General features: G+C 65.8%; 15 protein-coding genes and 1 tRNA gene. 10 read left to right on the top strand and 6 right to left on the bottom strand.

The window, feature by feature from the left end; all coding sequences use genetic code 11:
* Window positions 1-115: 115 nt before the first annotated feature.
* Window positions 116-496: a sirohydrochlorin chelatase gene (locus ACUY1T_RS18500; RefSeq protein WP_446025049.1), complete on the bottom strand. Its 381-nt coding sequence runs from the start codon at window positions 494-496 to the stop codon at window positions 116-118.
* A 148-nt stretch (window positions 497-644) separates the two neighbouring features.
* On the opposite strand from ACUY1T_RS18500, the gene ACUY1T_RS18495 reads away from it, so the two are divergent.
* On the top strand, window positions 645-1,556 hold the full coding sequence (locus ACUY1T_RS18495) for a TIGR01777 family oxidoreductase (RefSeq protein WP_446025048.1): 912 nt from the start codon (window positions 645-647) through the stop codon (window positions 1,554-1,556).
* Between the two features lie 28 nt (window positions 1,557-1,584).
* Here ACUY1T_RS18495 and rapA read toward each other — a convergent pair whose 3' ends face one another.
* Window positions 1,585-4,536, bottom strand: coding sequence for an RNA polymerase-associated protein RapA (gene rapA / locus ACUY1T_RS18490; protein ID WP_446025047.1), 2,952 nt, complete (start codon window positions 4,534-4,536; stop codon window positions 1,585-1,587).
* 155 nt (window positions 4,537-4,691) lie between these two features.
* Window positions 4,692-5,492, bottom strand: coding sequence for a redoxin family protein (locus ACUY1T_RS18485; protein ID WP_446025046.1), 801 nt, complete (start codon window positions 5,490-5,492; stop codon window positions 4,692-4,694).
* Between the two features lie 133 nt (window positions 5,493-5,625).
* On the opposite strand from ACUY1T_RS18485, the gene ACUY1T_RS18480 reads away from it, so the two are divergent.
* Window positions 5,626-5,868, top strand: a complete 243-nt coding sequence (locus ACUY1T_RS18480) for a hypothetical protein (protein WP_446025045.1) — start codon at window positions 5,626-5,628, stop codon at window positions 5,866-5,868.
* A 106-nt stretch (window positions 5,869-5,974) separates the two neighbouring features.
* Entirely contained in the window at window positions 5,975-7,435 is a 1,461-nt protein-coding gene (locus ACUY1T_RS18475; RefSeq protein WP_446025044.1) for a phospholipase D family protein, read from the top strand.
* A gap of 37 nt (window positions 7,436-7,472) precedes the next feature.
* On the opposite strand, the gene ACUY1T_RS18470 is transcribed toward ACUY1T_RS18475, so the two are convergent.
* From ACUY1T_RS18470 to ispB, 3 genes are all read right to left on the bottom strand, one after another.
* Complete coding sequence (locus tag ACUY1T_RS18470; RefSeq protein WP_446025043.1) at window positions 7,473-8,801, bottom strand: sensor domain-containing diguanylate cyclase; 1,329 nt, start codon at window positions 8,799-8,801, stop codon at window positions 7,473-7,475.
* A gap of 221 nt (window positions 8,802-9,022) precedes the next feature.
* Window positions 9,023-9,099 (bottom strand) — tRNA-Pro (locus tag ACUY1T_RS18465).
* A gap of 120 nt (window positions 9,100-9,219) precedes the next feature.
* Window positions 9,220-10,227 carry an octaprenyl diphosphate synthase gene (gene ispB / locus ACUY1T_RS18460; protein ID WP_446025042.1) on the bottom strand — a complete coding sequence of 336 codons (1,008 nt, stop codon included), beginning with the start codon at window positions 10,225-10,227 and terminating at the stop codon, window positions 9,220-9,222.
* A 292-nt stretch (window positions 10,228-10,519) separates the two neighbouring features.
* On the opposite strand from ispB, the gene rplU reads away from it, so the two are divergent.
* The 7 genes from rplU (at window position 10,520) to ribF (ending at window position 17,218) form a co-directional block, all read left to right on the top strand.
* The gene (gene rplU / locus ACUY1T_RS18455; protein WP_263581332.1) at window positions 10,520-10,831 is read left to right on the top strand and encodes a 50S ribosomal protein L21; all 312 of its coding nucleotides are present in this window, start codon (window positions 10,520-10,522) and stop codon (window positions 10,829-10,831) included.
* A gap of 32 nt (window positions 10,832-10,863) precedes the next feature.
* Window positions 10,864-11,121: a 50S ribosomal protein L27 gene (rpmA, locus tag ACUY1T_RS18450; protein WP_167119120.1), complete on the top strand. Its 258-nt coding sequence runs from the start codon at window positions 10,864-10,866 to the stop codon at window positions 11,119-11,121.
* A gap of 85 nt (window positions 11,122-11,206) precedes the next feature.
* Window positions 11,207-12,397, top strand: coding sequence for an Obg family GTPase CgtA (gene cgtA, locus ACUY1T_RS18445; protein ID WP_446025041.1), 1,191 nt, complete (start codon window positions 11,207-11,209; stop codon window positions 12,395-12,397).
* Window positions 12,398-12,556: 159 nt separating this feature from the next.
* The gene (proB, locus tag ACUY1T_RS18440) at window positions 12,557-13,693 is read left to right on the top strand and encodes a glutamate 5-kinase (RefSeq protein ID WP_446025040.1); all 1,137 of its coding nucleotides are present in this window, start codon (window positions 12,557-12,559) and stop codon (window positions 13,691-13,693) included.
* Window positions 13,694-13,889: 196 nt separating this feature from the next.
* Window positions 13,890-14,156: a 30S ribosomal protein S20 gene (gene rpsT / locus ACUY1T_RS18435; RefSeq protein WP_446025039.1), complete on the top strand. Its 267-nt coding sequence runs from the start codon at window positions 13,890-13,892 to the stop codon at window positions 14,154-14,156.
* Window positions 14,157-14,396: 240 nt separating this feature from the next.
* Window positions 14,397-15,920, top strand: a complete 1,524-nt coding sequence (murJ, locus tag ACUY1T_RS18430; protein WP_446025077.1) for a murein biosynthesis integral membrane protein MurJ — start codon at window positions 14,397-14,399, stop codon at window positions 15,918-15,920.
* Window positions 15,921-16,156: 236 nt separating this feature from the next.
* Window positions 16,157-17,218: a bifunctional riboflavin kinase/FAD synthetase gene (gene ribF, locus ACUY1T_RS18425; RefSeq protein ID WP_446025038.1), complete on the top strand. Its 1,062-nt coding sequence runs from the start codon at window positions 16,157-16,159 to the stop codon at window positions 17,216-17,218.
* Window positions 17,219-17,221: the final 3 nt, after the last annotated feature.

Here is a 17,221-nt window from a genome sequence, read left to right as displayed (position 1 = left end):
TGGCCTCGTGGAAGCTGTCGCCGTGGCCGTGGCCGTGGCCGTGGCCGTTGCCGCGGCCCGCTGCCAAGGAATATTGTACGCTAAACGAGCGATGTACAACTGATGGCAGTCATGTTCAAGTTGGCAGTACTTCTCCCGCCTGTTCGGCAATCACGGCGGCCAGGGCATCGATGAAGGCGGGGTGCTCACCAACGGGGGGGAGCAATATCAGCTCGACGTCAGGATGCGCGTTTCGCAGGGCCTCGACCTGAGCCGGGACGTCCTTGCGCAGGTGGCGGCCGGCGGCGAAGAACAGGGGGAGGATTTCGGCACGCCGAATGCCAGCCGAAGCGAGCTCGGCCACGCTGCTTTCCAGCGAGGGTTCGCTAAGCTCCATGTAGGCCAGCTTCAACGACGCCTGCATGCGTGTGGCCAAGGCCTCGTGGAACCGCTCGAAGGGGGCTCGCCAAGCAGGGTCGCTGGAGCCATGGGCGAGCAGGATCAGGCTGTAGGACATGGCGGTCTCCCGGAAACGCGAAGTAGAGCGACCGGACAGGCGTATCGACTTGCGCCGCGGAGTTGCCCGGTTGCCGCCAGCATAGCAGATATGTACAACGATTGTATAACGAGTGGCTGCGAAGCGGCCGAATGCGGGAGGGAGTCGAATGCGAGTCTTGATTACCGGAGGCAGCGGTTTCGTTGGCCAGCGTCTGTGCCTGCGCCTGAAGGAGGCGGGTCATCGTCTGCAGGTGGTTTCTCGCGACCCCGAGGCTGCTAGGCGCAAGCTGCCTGAAGGGGCCGACGTGCGACGCTCGGTGCTCGATTTCGTCGATTCGTCACCGCAGGCCATCGTCAACTTGGCCGGGGAGCCGATTGCCGCCAAGCGCTGGAGCGACGAGCAGAAGAACCGGCTGATCGATTCCCGGGTCAACGTCACCCGCGACCTGGTGATTCTCTGTGAACAGCTCGAGCAGGCCAGCGGCAAGGCTCCGAGGGTCATGGTGTCGGGCTCGGCAATGGGCTATTACGGTGACCAGGGAAGCCGTGCGGTTACCGAAGAGACGGCGCCCCACGACGAGTTCGCTCATCGGCTGTGCAAGCGCTGGGAGGACACCGCTCTCGAGGCGACCGACTTCGGGACTCGTGTTGCACTGCTGCGTACCGGCCTGGTACTGGACACGGGGGGCGGCAGCCTCGCGAAGATGCTGCCACCGTTCAAGCTGGGGCTGGGCGGGCGCTTTGGCGACGGCAGCCAGTTCATGCCCTGGATTCATCGCGAGGACTTGGTGCGCAGCATTCTGTTCCTGCTCGAGCGCGACGATCTCGACGGACCGTTCAATGGCAGCGCGCCGCATCCGGTCACCAACGCCGAGTTCACCCGCACCCTGGCCAAGCAGCTCAACCGCCCCGCCGTCATGCCGGTACCGGCGATCGTGCTGGAAACTGCCTTTGGAGAGATGGCGCGCCTGCTGCTGACCGGTGCCGACATGCGCCCGGCGCGCCTGCTCGAGGCCGGCTTCGAATTCCGTTTCCCGACACTGGAGCAGGCGCTTGCCGACATTCTCGGCAAGCGCTGAACTGTCCAGCACTTGCTGACGTGCAGGCTCAGCGGGACTCTTCACCCACCGTGACGATCACCCGCACCGCATCCAGCCGTAGCCGCGTGCCGTCGATGGCGGCATCGAGTTCGTCGCGCTCGCGGTGCAGGGCCTCTAGCTCCTCCTCGCGTACCGCCGGGTTGAGGCGTGCCAGGGCCTCCAGGCGAGCCAGTTCGCCATCGAGTTCCCGGCGCATACGTACCTGGGCGGCCTCGACGATGCTCGGCAGCTCACGCTCGGCCTCTTGCTCGCCCTGGGTGAGTAGCTCGCGCAGTTGGTCGTGACGGCTACGGATCAGGTCCCGGGCCATGGCCTTCTTGACCTTCTGCAAGTTCTTCGCCAGGCCGGTGAAGGAGACTTTGTCGCTGAGTACGGCACCGGATTCATCGAGCAGTACGCGCACCGCGGTCGGTGGCAGGAAGCGGTTGACGTGCAGCCGCCTGGGTGCCGGGCAGTAGGTGCGGAAGACCAGCTCCACCATCAATCGCCCGGCCGGGATCGCCGGATGCTTGAGCAGTGCCAGGGCGGTGTTGCCCATGGTGCCGTCGAGGATGCGCCCCATCATCTCGCGCAGCAGCGGATGCTCCCATGACAGGCGCTGCACGTCGTCGCGAGCCAGCGCGCGGACACGCGACAGAGTAGCGGTGAAGCCCTCCTCACCCTTGGCCAGTCCGGGCAGGCCGTCGAGCATCTGTGGGCTGGGCTGGAGGTGCAGCAGGCCGCCGCCGAGTTCCTGGCTGTCGACGCCGAAGATATCCAGCGCCTGGTCGAGATAGCGCGGCAGCGCCGGGTCGTCGTCGAGTTCTCGAATCGCCGCCGCCACTGCCTCTGCTCGGGCCGGGCGGCAGGCGTTGAGTTCGAGCAGGCGGTTGCGGCCGGCGTCGCGCTGGGATAGGCGGTTTTCGAACAGGGCGCGGGTCTCATTGATGACGTCTTCCAGCGCCTCGTCGTCGAGCAGGGCCTCGGCCAGGGCATCGCCGAAGGCGTCGAACAGCTCGCTGCCAACGCCGTGGGGGGCCTCGAAAGCGTCCATCCCTTCGCGGAACCAGCGCAGCAGGCGCTGACCGGGGCTGGCCTCGAACAGCGGCACGTGGATCTCGATGGTATGCCGTTGGCCGATGCGGTCGAGTCGGCCGATGCGCTGCTCGAGCTGGTCGGGGTGTTGCGGCAGGTCGAACATCACCAGGTGGCGACAGAACTGGAAATTGCGTCCCTCCGAGCCGATCTCCGAGCACACCAGCACCTGGCAGCCTTCCTCCTCATCGGCGAAGGCGGCCGCTGCGCGGTCGCGTTCCACCAGCGTCAGCCCCTCGTGGAACACCGGAGCGTGAATGCCTCCCAGCACTCGGAGCGCCTCAGCCAGGCCTTGGGCGGTCTCGCGGTCATGGGCGATCACCAGTACCTTGTCGTTGGCGAAGCCCTGCTCGCCCTCCTCGGCGAGGTGCTCAAGCAGCCAACTTACTCTAGGGTCGATCTGCCACCAGGGCTCGGCGTTGAGTGGGTCGTCCGACAGCTCGCGGTAGGTGGCGTCGGGATAGATCAACACGTCGGGGTGGTCGAGCCCGGTATCGATCAGCAGCTCGTCGAGATAGTCTTCGTCACGCTCGAGCTTACGCAACACCCGCCGGTAGGCCGAGGGCAGTGGAAGCTCCGCCAGGTGCAGGCGGCGTTCGGGAAAGCCGCCGACGTGACGTCGGCTGTTGCGGAACATCACCCGACCGGTGCCATGGCGGTCGAGCAGTTGGTCGCGCAGTTGATCGCGAGCGCTGGCCCGCTGCTCGGGGCTGCTTTCCGTATCGGCCAGGGTATCGAGCAAGGCCAGGCTATCGGGTTCGTCGATCACTGCAGCCACGCTATCGCAAGCCTCGGCGCCAGCGTCGGGCAGGTGCTCCAAAGCGTCGATGGCCTGGGCCACCTCCACGTAGTGCTGCTCCTCGTCACGGAAGGCGTCGAGGCTGTGGTAGCGGTCCGGGTCGAGCAGGCGCAGACGGGCGAAGTGGCTCTCGAGGCCCATCTGCTCGGGGGTGGCGGTCAGCAGCAGTACGCCCGGCACGGCCTTGGCCAGGCGCTCGACGCAGGCATAGCCGGGGCCGACCTGTTCGGCGCCCCAGTCGAGATGGTGGGCCTCGTCGACGATCAGCAGGTCCCAGTCGCAGGCCGCGGCCTGCGACTGGCGGTGGGGGTTGGCAAACAGCCAGTCCTGGCTGGCAAGGATCAACTGGCCCGACTCGAACGGATTGCTCTCGGCCTGGGCCAGGCTCTGCTGCTCGTCGAGCAGGGTCACCTCAAGGGCGAAGCGGCGCAGCAGCTCTACCAGCCACTGGTGCGTCAGGCTCGCCGGCACCAGGATCAGGGCGCGTTCGGCACGCCCGGTGAGCAGCATGCGATGCAGGATCAGGCCGGCCTCGATGGTCTTGCCCAGCCCCACCTCATCGGCCAGCAGGACGCGGGGCGCGTGGCGCCGGGCCACTTCATCGGCGATGTATAACTGATGGGGGATCAGGTCGATGCGCGGCCCGGCCAGGCCCAGTGCCGGATTCTGCTCGATACGATGATGATGGTGCAGGGTGCGGAAGCGCAGGTCGAACCAGTCGTTGCGGTCGACCTGGCCGGTCAGCAGGCGGTCACGGGCCTGGTCGAACTGCATGGTGTCGGCCAGTCGCGCCTCGGGCAGCTCGCGCAGCTCGCCCTGGTCGTCCTCGCCGATATAGACGATCAGCCCGTCGACCTCCTTGCTGTCGTCGACGGTCAGGCTCCAGCCCTCGGCGGACTGGATGCGATCGCCGCTGCCGAAGGCCACGCGGGTCAGCGGTGCCTGGCGGCTGCTGTAGGTGCGGGTTTCCTGGCTGGCGCCGAACAGCACGGTGACGCTACGGTGATCGCAACTCAGGATGGTGCCCAGGCCCAGGTCGGCCTCGCCGTCGCTGATCCAGCGCTGGCCGGGTGAAAAGTCGCTCATGATGCCTCGGTCGATGCTGAATACGATGCCCGGATTGCCGTCGGAGAAGATTCCGTCGGCAGCAGGGCGGGGGATTCTAACGCAAAGCCCGCGCTGGCTTAAGGCTGGTGGAGAAGAGCGGGAAATGGTAGGGCGCAGACATTCGTGAGTGTTTCCTAGTGGCGGTTTAGCCAGCCGTCCAACTGCGCCCGCGACAGCTCGCCCACATGGCGCTCGACCGCGCGGCCCTCGCGGTCGAACAGTACCGTGGTGGGCAGGCCTGGCGACTCCATGGTCTTCATCATCTCCTGGCTGGGGTCGAGCAGCGGGTAGCGGAAGGCCAGCTCCTGCTCGTCGAGATAGCGCACCACCTGCAGCAGCTCCTCGCCCTGGTTGATCACCACCACGCTGACGCCTTCGCGCTGATCGGCTTCGGCCAGCAGCGGCATTTCGCGCAGGCAGGGCGGGCACCAGGTGGCCCATAGATTGACCACCACGCGTTCACCACGCAGATCCCGCAGGTTGACCGGATCGCCGTCGAGATTTTCCAGGGTAATGTCGGGCAGTTCGCGCAGCGGCATGTCGCCGCCCAGTGGGACCAGGGTGACGAGCACCAGCCACAGCGCCGAAACGCCAATGGTCAGGCCCATGGCGCCGATCATGGACAGCAGCCGGTCGCGCAGCGCCCAGCCGGTCCAGATCAGTGCCGCCAGCAGCCCCCACAGGCCGTGATAGCCTGGCTGCCATAGCTTGAGCACGTCCAGAGGGGCAGCGACATAGGCGTCGAGGTTCATGGCCACGTGGCCAAGGCGAGCACCCACCAGCCAGGCCAGCAGCAGGCCGTTGAACCAGCGCGCGCGGACGGTGGGGGAAAGCCCCAGCAGCAGCCAGGCCGCGAGTAGCAACAGCAGGGTGCAACCAATGGCGTACAGGCGCGGTATGGATATCAGCACAGGGCCCAGGGCGAAGGCGTCCATTGGCTCAGCTCCGAGAATGGGGGTCGGCGCAAACGGCAAGACCGGGTAGAATCATCCACTTGCATAAGGTTACTGCCTCAGGCAGAGCAAGCCTACTGCGCACGGAGAGTACTGTCACCCGGCGGGAGCCCCCATGGCACAAAAGTCGTTCGATACCCTGCGCGCCCTGGCCATTGGCAGTCAGGCGTTGGGCTTCATCCTGATCATCACCCTGGAAACGGTGATGGGAGGCGAGGCCGCCCGGCCGTGGCAGGGAGTGACGCTGGCCGCCATGGTGGCGTTCGCCCTGGCCCTGGCCCTGGCACGTCTCTACCGGCGCAACAAGGCGCGCAAGGCCATGGCCCGACGCCTGGCGGACGACGATGACGAACCCTGAATCCAGCGATTCGAAGCGAGCCCGCGGGTGGCCCCTGATACTTTTTGGCCTATTGGCGTTTCTGCTGATGGGTTGCGCCGCCGCGCCGGCTCCGCGTGAGCACGGGGTGCTGCTGTCTGCGGCCGAGAGCGAGGCCACCTGGTTGGGGCAGTGGGCGCAGCTGAGCGCTTCTGGCCATCCCGGCAAGAGCGGCTTCGCCCTGCTCTCCAGCGGTCAGGACGCTTTCAGCCTGCGTGTGCTGCTCAGCGAGCAGGCCGACCGGCGTCTCGATATCCAGACCTACCTGATGGGTGACGGGTTGACGACCCGGTTATTGCTGCACCGCCTTCTGAGTGCCGCTGATCGAGGCGTCGAGGTGCGCCTGCTGATCGACGACATGGGGGCTGTGGGCCAAGGGCAGGAGCTGGCTGCGCTCGATAGTCATCCCAATATTCAGGTGCGCGTCTACAATGCGCTGAGCGTCGGTCGCGGGACGTTGACGGGCCGTGTGCTGGCCTCGGCACCACAGGCCTCCCGACAGCATCGTCGCATGCACAACAAGCTGTGGATCGCCGATGGCGCCCTGGCCATCGTCGGTGGGCGCAATCTGGGCGATGAATATTACAGCGCCAGCGAGCCGCGCAACTTCACCGACCTCGACCTGATGGCAGTCGGGCCGATCGTGGAGCCGCTGTCGCGCAGCTTTCATCTTTACTGGAATCATGGCCTGGCGCAGCCCGTCGGGCGTTATCATCGTGTCAATGACGAGGCCTGGCGCGAACTACAGGTGTCGCTTGCCGAATGGTTCGCGACCAACGCCGACTCGCCCTACTTCGCCGATCTCCGCCAGCGCTATGCCGATGTCGGGCAAGGCCCGCTGGTGGGCAGGCTGCACTGGGGCGAGGGCATCGCCCTCTGGGACCCGCCGGGCAAGCCGGCCTGGCGTGGGCGCCCGGCGTTTTCCCGCACCATGGCCGGTGAGCTGCTCGAGCACGCCGGTCAGCCGGGCGAGCGGCTGGCGATCGTTTCCGCCTATTTCGTCCCCGGCGAACAGGGGACACAGCTGCTGAGGCAACTGGCCGAGTCGGGCGTCGAAGTCGAGATCTTCACCAATTCCCTCGAAGCGACCGATGTGCCGGTGGTTCACGGTGCCTATCAGGCGCGCCGCCAAGCTCTGCTCGACAGCGGAGTGGCTCTCTATGAAATGCGTGCCGAGAGCGAGTCCGACGACGACATCGGATTCAGCGTGGGCTCATCGGCCTCCGCCTTGCACATCAAGGCGCTCGGTATCGATGACGACCGGGTGTTCGTCGGTTCGGCCAATGCCGACCCTCGTTCCGTATGGTGGAATACCGAAGTGGGCGTATTGGTCACCAGCCCGGGCCTGGCCGCCGAGCTGCAGGCATTGGCGGCAATCGGCAAGTCGCCATCGCTGAGCTATCGGGTCGGGCGCCCGGCTTCGGGGCGGCTTTACTGGGAGACAGCCCAGCAGGGGGAGACGGTGCGCTTTTCACGCGAACCCGGTGGCTTCTGGCGTCACCTGGGGGCGAGGCTGGGAAGGATCACCTGGCTGGAGCCCCTGCTGTAGGGCTCTGGGGATATACAAGCCATTCAGCTTTCCTCGCTCAGGCCTGGGTGTCGGCGATGCCCACGCGGTTGCGTCCCGCCCGCTTGGCGCGATACAGGGCGCCATCGGCACGGGCCAGCGTCTCTTCGGGGCTTTCGCCCCGGCGGTACTCGGCAATACCCAGGCTGATGGTGACGGCCAGTCCGTGCAGGCGGGTCTCGGCCACTTGCTGGCGCAGGCGCTCGGCAAATGTCAACGCCCCCTGGGTGGACGTATCCTGCAGCAGGATGGCAAATTCCTCGCCGCCCCAGCGGGCCAGCAGGTCGGTGCTGCGCAGGGTCTTGCCTACCAGGGCGGCCAGGCGCTTGAGGATGATGTCGCCGGTGTCGTGGCCATGCTGGTCGTTGACCGACTTGAACAGGTCGATATCGAACAGCAGCAGTGAGAAGGCATTGTCGCTGCGTTCGGCCTGTCGAATCGCCTTGCGCATGGCGGCATCGAAGGCGCGGCGGTTGTGCGCCCCGGTGAGATGGTCGCGGGTGGCCTGCTGTTCCAGCTCCTCTTCCAGGCGCTTGCGTTCGGCGATATTGTGAAACACGGCAATGAAGTGGCGAATGTTGCCAGCCTCATCGTAGACGGCCGTGATCGACTGCCACAGCGGGTAGATCTCGCCGTACTTGTTGCGGTTCCAGATCTCGCCCTGCCAGTGACCGGTCTCGAGGATGTCCTGCCACAGCCGGGAGTAGAACGCCTTGTCATGCCGGCCAGACTTGAACAGTCGTGGCGTGTGGCCAATGACCTCTTCCGGGAGGTAGCCGGTGATATCGGTGAAGGCCTGATTGACCCTCTCGATGCGCATCTCCGGGTCGGTGATCAGGGTGGCCTGGCCGGTCTGGAATACGCTGGCGAGAAGCCGCAGCTCCTCCTCCTGGCGCTTGCGCTCGGTGATGTCCTCTTTCACCGCCACGAAACGTACGATCTCACCGGCATCGTTGCGCACCGGCGTGATGGTCTCGGCTTCCCAGTAGAGTTCGCCGTTCTTCTTGCGGTTCTGCAGTTCGCCGCGCCACACCTGGCCACGGCGCAGGGTTTGCCACAGGTCGCGATAGACGATCTCGGGTGTCAGGCCCGACTGGATCATCGCCGGTGTCTTGCCGATCAGCTCCTCGCGGGAATAGCCGGTCACCTCGAGGAAACGCTGGTTGACGTACTCGATGCGCCCTTCGATATCGGTGATCGCGGTCGCAGCCGGGCTCTGCTCCACGGCGATGTGGAGTTGATAGAATTTGGCGCGCAGCGTGTCGAGGTCGATGTCGGGCCAGTGGGGTTCATGCATGGCACGGCCTATGCCGTTGCCCCGCGCTGATTCCTGCTCGCCAGTTTTCACGAGCACCCTCCGTACGAGTAGGACTTGTTCTAGGGCAAGTCTCTTATGGCTAGTGTATGAATCGCATGGTTTGAATCATGGGTTCTGCGAGGCGCCTTTCGGCCCCGGCCGCGCAGCATAGCGTCTTTTCGCGGCACGTTCACGTCGAAGAGAAGGGTGTCAGGCTAAAGGAGGGAGACGAAAAAGGCCTTGCGGCTACTCGCAAGGCCTTTCAGGAATTCTGGTCGGAGTAGCAGGATTCGAACCTACGACCTCTGCCTCCCGAAGGCAGCGCTCTACCAAGCTGAGCTATACTCCGTTGCTTCGTTTCGAGCCGCCCTGAAGACTGCTCGGTGCCAGCTCTGCTGGAGCCGACGGATGGGCATTATACGCAAAACCCTCGCCCTTGCAAGCCCCGCGGCAGCGGGCTCGGCGCCGTTCAGTTCTGGCGTTCCACGGCGAGCCGGGCCAGGTTGGCCATGCTGTCGCGGTAGCGGCTGGGGGGCAGGAAATCGAGCTGCTCCAGCGCCTTGGCCGACATCTCCTCCGCCCGTGCGCGGGTGTAGTCCAGTGCGCCGGTATCGCGCACGATGGCAAGCACTTCGTCCAGCCGCTCGAGCCCGCCCTGGCGAATGGCCTGGCGGATCGTCTTGGCCTGGTCGGGGGTGCCGGCGGCCATGGCCTGGATCAGTGGCAGGGTCGGCTTGCCTTCGGCCAGGTCATCGCCCACGTTCTTGCCCATGGCCTTGGCGTCGCCCTGGTAGTCGAGCAGGTCGTCGACGAGCTGGAAGGCCAGGCCCAGGTAGCGACCATAGTATTGCAAAGCCGCTTCCTGCTGCGGATCGGCTTCGGCCAGCACCGCGCCGCTGTGGGTGGCGGCCTCGAACAGCATGGCGGTCTTGCCCTGGATAGTCTCGAAGTAGACGGCTTCGTCGATGTCGGGATTGCCCACGTTGGTCAGCTGCTGCACCTCACCCTCGGCGATGACGCAGGTGGCGCCTGAGAGAATGCCCATGATCTTGAGGGAGCCGATTTCCACCATCATCTGGAAGGAGCGGGAATAGAGATAGTCGCCCACCAGCACCGAGGGGGCGTTGCCCCAGGCGTCGTTGGCCGTGGCGCGGCCGCGGCGCATATGGGATTCGTCGACCACGTCGTCGTGCAGCAGGGTCGACGTGTGCATGAACTCGATCAGCGTAGCCAACGAGATATGCTTGTCGCCCCGGTAGCCCAGTGCACGGGCCGCGAGCAGGACCAGCAATGGGCGCAGCCGCTTGCCGCCGCTGGCGATGATGTACTGGCCAATGGTCTCCACCAGCGGGACCCGCGAGGCCAGCTGGTCCATGATGGCGCGGTTGACCGCGGCAAAATCGTCGGCAACCGCCGCATGGAGCGACGAGGTGGGGGCGTTGCTGTCAGTCTGGCTGGTAGAGGCGTTGGCTGGCATGGGGGCGGTATCATCGGGCTGTTGGGCCGGCATGCCGGGCGGAGGCAGTGGGCCTTGGGTTGCGGGTCATGCTATGGCCCCCCCATGGGGGCGTCAAGCTATGCCGCGGTGCGCCCTGACATGGCGCAGCGTCGGGTCGAGAGTAAGGGCGGCGCACGCTTGAATGGCACGCTGGGCACGGTTATAATACGCGGCCCACTCATCATGCTCCCTGTCAGATGGCTGCCAAAAGGGGCGCCACTCGAAGCAGGCCGACGAAGAGCCAACCCCGATGAGTTCTGGAGAGAGACACATGTACGCAGTTATCAAGAGCGGTGGCAAGCAGTACCGCGTCCAGGAAGGTCAGACGCTCAAGCTCGAGAAGCTGGAGATTCCGACCGGCGAAACCGTCGAGTTCGACCAGGTGCTGCTGGTCGCCGATGGCGACGACGTGACCATTGGCGCTCCGCTGGTCGACGGTGCCAAGGTGGCCGCCGAGATCGTCTCCCACGGCCGTGGCGAGAAGATCCGCATCATCAAGTTCCGTCGCCGCAAGCACCACATGAAGCGTCAGGGCCACCGTCAGTGGTTCACTGAAGTCAAGATCACCGGGATTTCCGCCTAAGCGGCTTCCCCTTAACGAGCGAGGACTTTGCAATGGCTCATAAGAAGGCAGCCGGTTCTACCCGTAACGGCCGCGATTCAGAATCCAAACGCCTTGGTGTCAAGCTGTACGGCGGCCAGGCCGTGACCGCAGGCAACATCATCGTGCGCCAGCGTGGCACCCGTTTCCACGCCGGTACCGGTGTTGGCATCGGCCGCGATCACACCCTCTTCGCCCTGAGCGACGGTGTGATCAAGTTCGAGACCAAGGGTCCGAAGAACCGCAAGTTCGTCAGCGTCGTCTCTGCCTGAGAACGCCCGAACCGGTAGATGGAAGGCCCCGCTCAGGCGGGGCCTTCTTGTATCATGACGGTAGCGTCCGTCGGGAGAGTGTCACATGCAGTTCGTCGACGAAGCCTCGATCATCGTGGAAGCCGGCAGGGGCGGTAACGGCTGCCTGAGCTTTCGCCGCGAGAAATACGTGCCCAGGGGTGGTCCCGATGGCGGCGACGGCGGGCATGGCGGCAGCGTCTACCTGGTCGGGGACGACGCCCTCAATACCCTGATCGACTTCAAGTTCCAGCGCTTCTATCAGGCCGAGAGCGGCCGCCCCGGGCAGGGGCGTCAGATGAGCGGCCGGGCCGGCAACGATCTGGTGGTCAAGGTACCGGTGGGCACCACGGTGATCGACGAGGATACCCTCGAGGTGATTGCCGATATCACCGAGATCGGTCAGCAGGTGCTGGTAGCCCAAGGCGGCCGTCGCGGGCTTGGCAACATTCATTTCAAGTCGTCTACCAACCGGGCACCACGCAAGACCACGCCCGGTACCGACGGCGAGCGCCGCAATCTGCGCCTGGAGATGAAGGTGATGGCCGACGTCGGCCTGTTGGGTATGCCCAACGCCGGCAAGTCGACGCTGATCCGCTCGGTCTCCGCGGCCAAGCCCAAGGTGGCCGACTATCCTTTCACCACCCTGGTGCCCAACCTCGGCGTGGTGAAGCTGGGCATGCACGAGCACTTCGTGATGGCCGACGTGCCGGGGCTGATCGAGGGGGCGTCGGACGGTGCCGGGTTAGGCCTGCGCTTTCTCAAGCACCTGACCCGTACCCGGCTGCTGTTTCACGTGGTCGACGTGGCGCCCTTCGACGAGTCCGACCCGGTCGAGGCGGCGAACGCCATTGCCCATGAGCTGGAGCAGTTCTCGCCGACCCTGGCCGAGCGGCCGCGCTGGCTGGTGATCAACAAGCTCGACCTGGTGCCGGAAGAGGAGCGCGAGGAGCGGGTGGCCGCCATCGTCGAGGGACTCGCCTGGGAAGGGCCGGTCTATCGTATCTCGGCGATCAGCGGCGAGGGTACTGACACCCTGGTCCAGGCGGCACATCGCTGGCTCACCGAGCAGCGGCGGCTGGAGAACGAGGACGAGGAGGCGGCCGAGCGCGAACGCGAAATGCGCGAGCGTATGGAGGCCGAGGCGGTGGCCCGCACCGAGGCGCGCCTGGGTCGCAGGCGCAAGCGCAGCGAGCAGGACGACGACGATGACTTCGATGATGATGATTATGACGTCGAGGTCGAATACGCTCCATAAGAACAAACTGGCTGCGCTCGGCCATACGGCGTTACACCTTGGCTCAAGATGCTCATTTGCAACAGCAAACTCCGCTCTTTCGCCAAGGTGTGCCTTGTCTGGCCGTCGCTCGCTCAGTTTCTCTGGGTTTGAGGTTCGGCCTTGTTGGAGAGTGAATAGGTGAGCAACGAGCGGGTACCGGGTCGCGATGCGCTGCGTGGCGCTCGCCGGGTGGTAGTGAAGATCGGCAGTGCGCTGCTGACCAATGACGGACGTGGGCTCGACGAGGCGGCGATTGGCGGCTGGGTGGACCAGATCGCGGCGCTGCATCGCCAGGGTATCGAGGTGGTGCTGGTGTCGTCGGGGGCCGTAGCGGCCGGCATGGTACGGCTGGGCTGGCAGGCCCGCCCTTCGGCGGTGCACGAGCTGCAGGCCGCCGCTGCGGTCGGGCAGAACGGCCTGACCCAGTGCTATGAGCATCATTTCGCGCGTCATGGACTGCTCACCGCCCAGGTGCTGCTGACCCATGACGACCTCTCCAACCGCAAACGTTACCTCAATGCGCGCTCGGCGCTGCGTACCCTGGTCGACCTGCGCGTGGTGCCGGTGGTCAACGAGAACGACACCGTCGTTACCGACGAGATCCGCTTTGGCGACAACGACACCCTGGGCGCGCTGGTGGCCAACCTGCTCGAGGCCGAGGCGCTGGTGATCCTCACCGACCAGGAGGGGCTGTTCGACGCCGATCCGCGACATAACCCCGAGGCTACGTTGATCAACGAAGGCCGCGCCGATGACCCGGCGCTGGCGGCGATGGCGGGAGGCGGCGGTGCACTGGGCCGCGGTGGCATGACCACCAAGGTGCAGGCGGCGCGCCTGGCCGCTCGCTCCGGCGCCGTCACGGTGATCGCCAGCGGACGCCAGCCCCAGGTGCTGACAAGGCTGGCCGCCGGCGAGTCGCTGGGCACGCTGCTGCGTCCGGAAGAGGCGCCCATGGCGGCGCGCAAGCGCTGGCTGGCCGGCCAGCTCCAGGTGCGCGGCAACCTGACGCTGGATGCCGGCGCGGTCAAGGTGCTGCGCGGCAGCGGATCGAGCCTGCTGGCGGTAGGCGTCAAGGCGCTGTCGGGCGACTTCGTGCGCGGCGACATGGTGCTGTGCCTCGACGAGCAGGGCGAACGGATCGCCAAGGGGCTGGTGAACTATGGCGCCGACGAGGCGCGCCGTATCCTCGGCCAGCCGAGCCACCAGATCGAGGCGATCCTGGGCTACATGGAGGCGCCCGAACTGATCCATCGGGACAACCTCGTCGTGCTGTAATGCAGTGTTTTAGCGGCATGTAGCATGATGCCTCGTAGCTGTGGTAGTATGCGCCATCCTCTCAGACACGGCCCGTCGACAACCTTCGCGTTGGCGAAATGGCCAGGCCGGCAGGAAAGTGAAATTTCCAGGCCGGACAAATCGTTATCGATGCCGCCCCCGAGCGGGCGGCGTTAAAGTTTCCAGGAGATAGTCAGTGGCAAATAGCAAGCAAGCCCGCAAGCGTGCCCGTCAGGCGGAAGGCCGTCGTGTTCTGAAGGCGAGCCAGCGCGCCATGGTGCGTACCTACGTGAAGCGCGTCATCAAGGCCATCAACGGCGGCGATCACGCCACCGCGATGTCCGAGTTCCAGAAGGCGCAGCCGGTCATCGACCGTATCGCCGACAAGGACGTGCTCTCCAAGAAGAAGGCCGCACGCCTGAAGAGCCGTCTGAACAAGCGAATTAAGGCGCTGGCTGCGTAAAGCCGGACGCCTGGAGACGTCGCGAGCGCCCATCGATTCGATGCCTGCGTAGCGCGATCTCGAAAAAACCGGCCAAGGCCGGTTTTTTTGTGCCTGAAGGCGGGATGTTCCCGCATTGAACGAGCCTGGCGAGGAAGGGAATAGGTGACGGAACGCGAGCAGTTGCCCGAGTCCGGAAAGTCGGCCCCCACCAAGGTGGCCGACGACGACCGAGCCGTTGCACCCAAGGCTGGCGGGCTGATGCGCTCCGGCCTAGTGGTCGGCGCCATGACCATGCTGTCGCGGGTCATGGGGCTGGTGCGTGACGTGGTGGTGGCGACCCTGTTCGGCGCCGGCAGCGGCGCCGACGCCTTTTTCGTCGCCTTCAAGATTCCCAACTTCATGCGCCGGCTGTTCGCCGAGGGCGCCTTCAACCAGGCTTTCGTGCCGGTGCTCTCCGAGTACGCCACGCGCGGCAGCAAGCGCGAGGTGCGCGAATTGCTCGACGCAGTGGCCGGCAGCCTCACCGCGGTGCTGGCGCTGATCACCGCCCTGGCGATGCTCGCCGCCCCCTGGCTGGTATGGGTCTTCGCCCCCGGCTTTGGACGTGACCCGGCCAAGCTGGCGCTGACCGCCGACATGCTGAGGCTGACGTTTCCCTACCTGCTGCTGGTCTCGCTCACCGCCTTCGCCGGCAGTGTGCTCAATACCTGGAACCGTTTTGCCGTGCCGGCCTTCACTCCGGTGCTGCTCAATCTCTCGCTGATCGGCGCCGCCGTGCTGCTCACGCCCTTGATGAGCGAGCCGGCCATGGCGCTGGCCTGGGGTGTGCTGATCGCCGGCGTCGCCCAGCTCGCCTTCCAGGTGCCGTTCCTGGCGCGCCTGGGGCTGATGCCGCGGCCGTGGCCCAACTTCGCCCATAGCGGCGTGAAGCGTATCCTGGTGCTGATGGCGCCGGCGCTGTTCGGCGTCTCGGTATCGCAGATCAACCTGCTGCTGGACACCGTGTTGGCCTCGTTGCTTGCACCAGGCAGTGTCTCCTGGCTCTACTACTCCGACCGTTTGGTGGAACTGCCGTTGGGGGTGTTCGGCATCGCTATCGGCACGGTGATCCTGCCGGCGCTCTCCAAGCGTCACGCCGAGCAGTCGGGCGAGCACTTCGCCGCCATGCTCGACTGGGCGGTGCGTGCCGTGTTGCTGCTGGGCTTGCCGGCGGCACTGGCGCTGGCGCTCCTGGCCGAGCCGCTGCTGATCTCGTTGTTCCACTATGGCGCCATGACCGAGCACGACATCGCCATGGCGGCCATGAGCCTGCGGGCCTACGCCTTCGGGCTGGTCGCTTTCATGCTGATCAAGGTGCTGGCGCCGGGCTTCTTCGCCCGCCAGAACACCAAGACGCCGGTCAAGGTCGGCATCATCGCCATGGTGGCCAACATGGTGTTCAACCTGATCCTGATCTGGCCGCTGGCGCATGCCGGCCTCGCCCTGGCTACGGCGCTGTCGGCGTTCCTCAACGCGGGCCTGCTGGGTTGGCTGCTCTACAAGCAGGGCGTGCTGGTGTTCCAGCCCGGCTGGGGCCGCTATGCCGTACAGTTGGTCGGCGGCTGCGTGGTAATGAGCGTGGGGCTGGCCTGGCTGGCGCCGGACTGGCAGCAGTGGCTGGGCTGGGGCGTGTGGACGCGGGTACAGTGGCTGGCGCTGCTGGTGGTGGTCGGGGCGGCGGTCTACTTCGCCTGGCTGGCGGCGCTGGGCGTCAGGCCGCGGCAGTTCCGGATGCGAGGGTGAGAGCTGTTCTTGTAGCAACGTGCCGGGGCTGATCCGAGGGCAAAGGTCGCCGAGAAGGCGCTGTGAATCCTTCCCTGGACGCTACATTTGCCATCCATGGCAAATGACCTCCTCGTCGACCTGCCCTCGGCGCCCCTCGGGGTGGGGAGTCGGGATGGCCGGCTGTCAAGGGGAGCCAGGTCCGCTATAATCGAGCCCTTTACACGTTTCAACCCAAACAGGATATCGACGGCCAGATGGAAGTCATTCGAGGACTGCACAATCTGCGCGAAGAGCATCGCGGCTGCGTGGCCACCATCGGCAATTTCGATGGCGTTCACCGTGGCCACCAGGCGATTCTCGATCAGTGCCGCGAGCAGGCCTCGAAGCTGCGCCTGCCGGTAACGGTCGTCGTGTTCGAGCCCCAGCCCCGTGAATTCTTCGCCGGCGACCAGGCGCCGCCGCGTCTGACCCGGCTGCGCGAAAAGGTGCGTCTGTTGGGCGAGAGCGGCGTCGACTACGTGCTCTGCCTGCCGTTCAACGAGCGGCTGCGAAGCCTCACCGCAGTGGAATTCATCGACCGCGTGCTGGTCGAAGGGCTGGGCGTGCGCCACCTGGTAGTAGGTGACGACTTCCGCTTCGGCTGCGACCGCAGCGGCGACTTCAGCCTGCTGGCCGAAGAGGGGGAGCGGCGTGGCTGTGAGGGCTTCGGCGTCGAGCATACGCGCACCTTCGTCTTCGACGACGAGCGGGTCTCCAGCACGCGAGTGCGTACCCTGCTGGCCAGCGGTAATTTCTCCCAGGCGGCGAGAATGCTGGGGCGCCCCTATCGCCTCGGTGGGCGTGTGGTCGCCGACCAGAAACTGGGGCGCACGATCGGCGTGCCCACCGCCAACCTGCCGCAGCCGCGCCTGCCGCTGGCGCTACGCGGGGTCTATGCGGTAGTGACCGAATTGCCCGATGGGCAGCGCCTTCCCGGTGTGGCCAATATCGGCTGGCGGCCAACGGTGGGCAGCGACCGGCCGGTGCTGGAGGTCCACCTGTTCGACTTCGACGGCGACCTCTATGGGCAGCGCCTGGTGGTATTTCCCTGCGCCAGGCTGCGCGGCGAGGTGAAGTTCGACGACTTCACGGCGCTCAAGCAGCAGATCGCGGCCGACCAGGCTCGCGCCCGGCGCTATTTCGCCGAGGAGTGCCACACGGCCAGGGAGCTTGGCCTGACAGACGACTCTCTTCCATTGGCATCGGCGCCGCTGGCGCGCGAAGCCGCGAATTTAGAATCCTCGGCGGGACGTTCCGCCGACCACGACGACGGCTGACTC

This window comes from Billgrantia sp. Q4P2 (genome assembly GCF_052806135.1).
The sequence above is the reverse complement of the archived record's forward strand: the minus strand, read 5'-3'. Positions and strand labels throughout refer to the sequence as shown.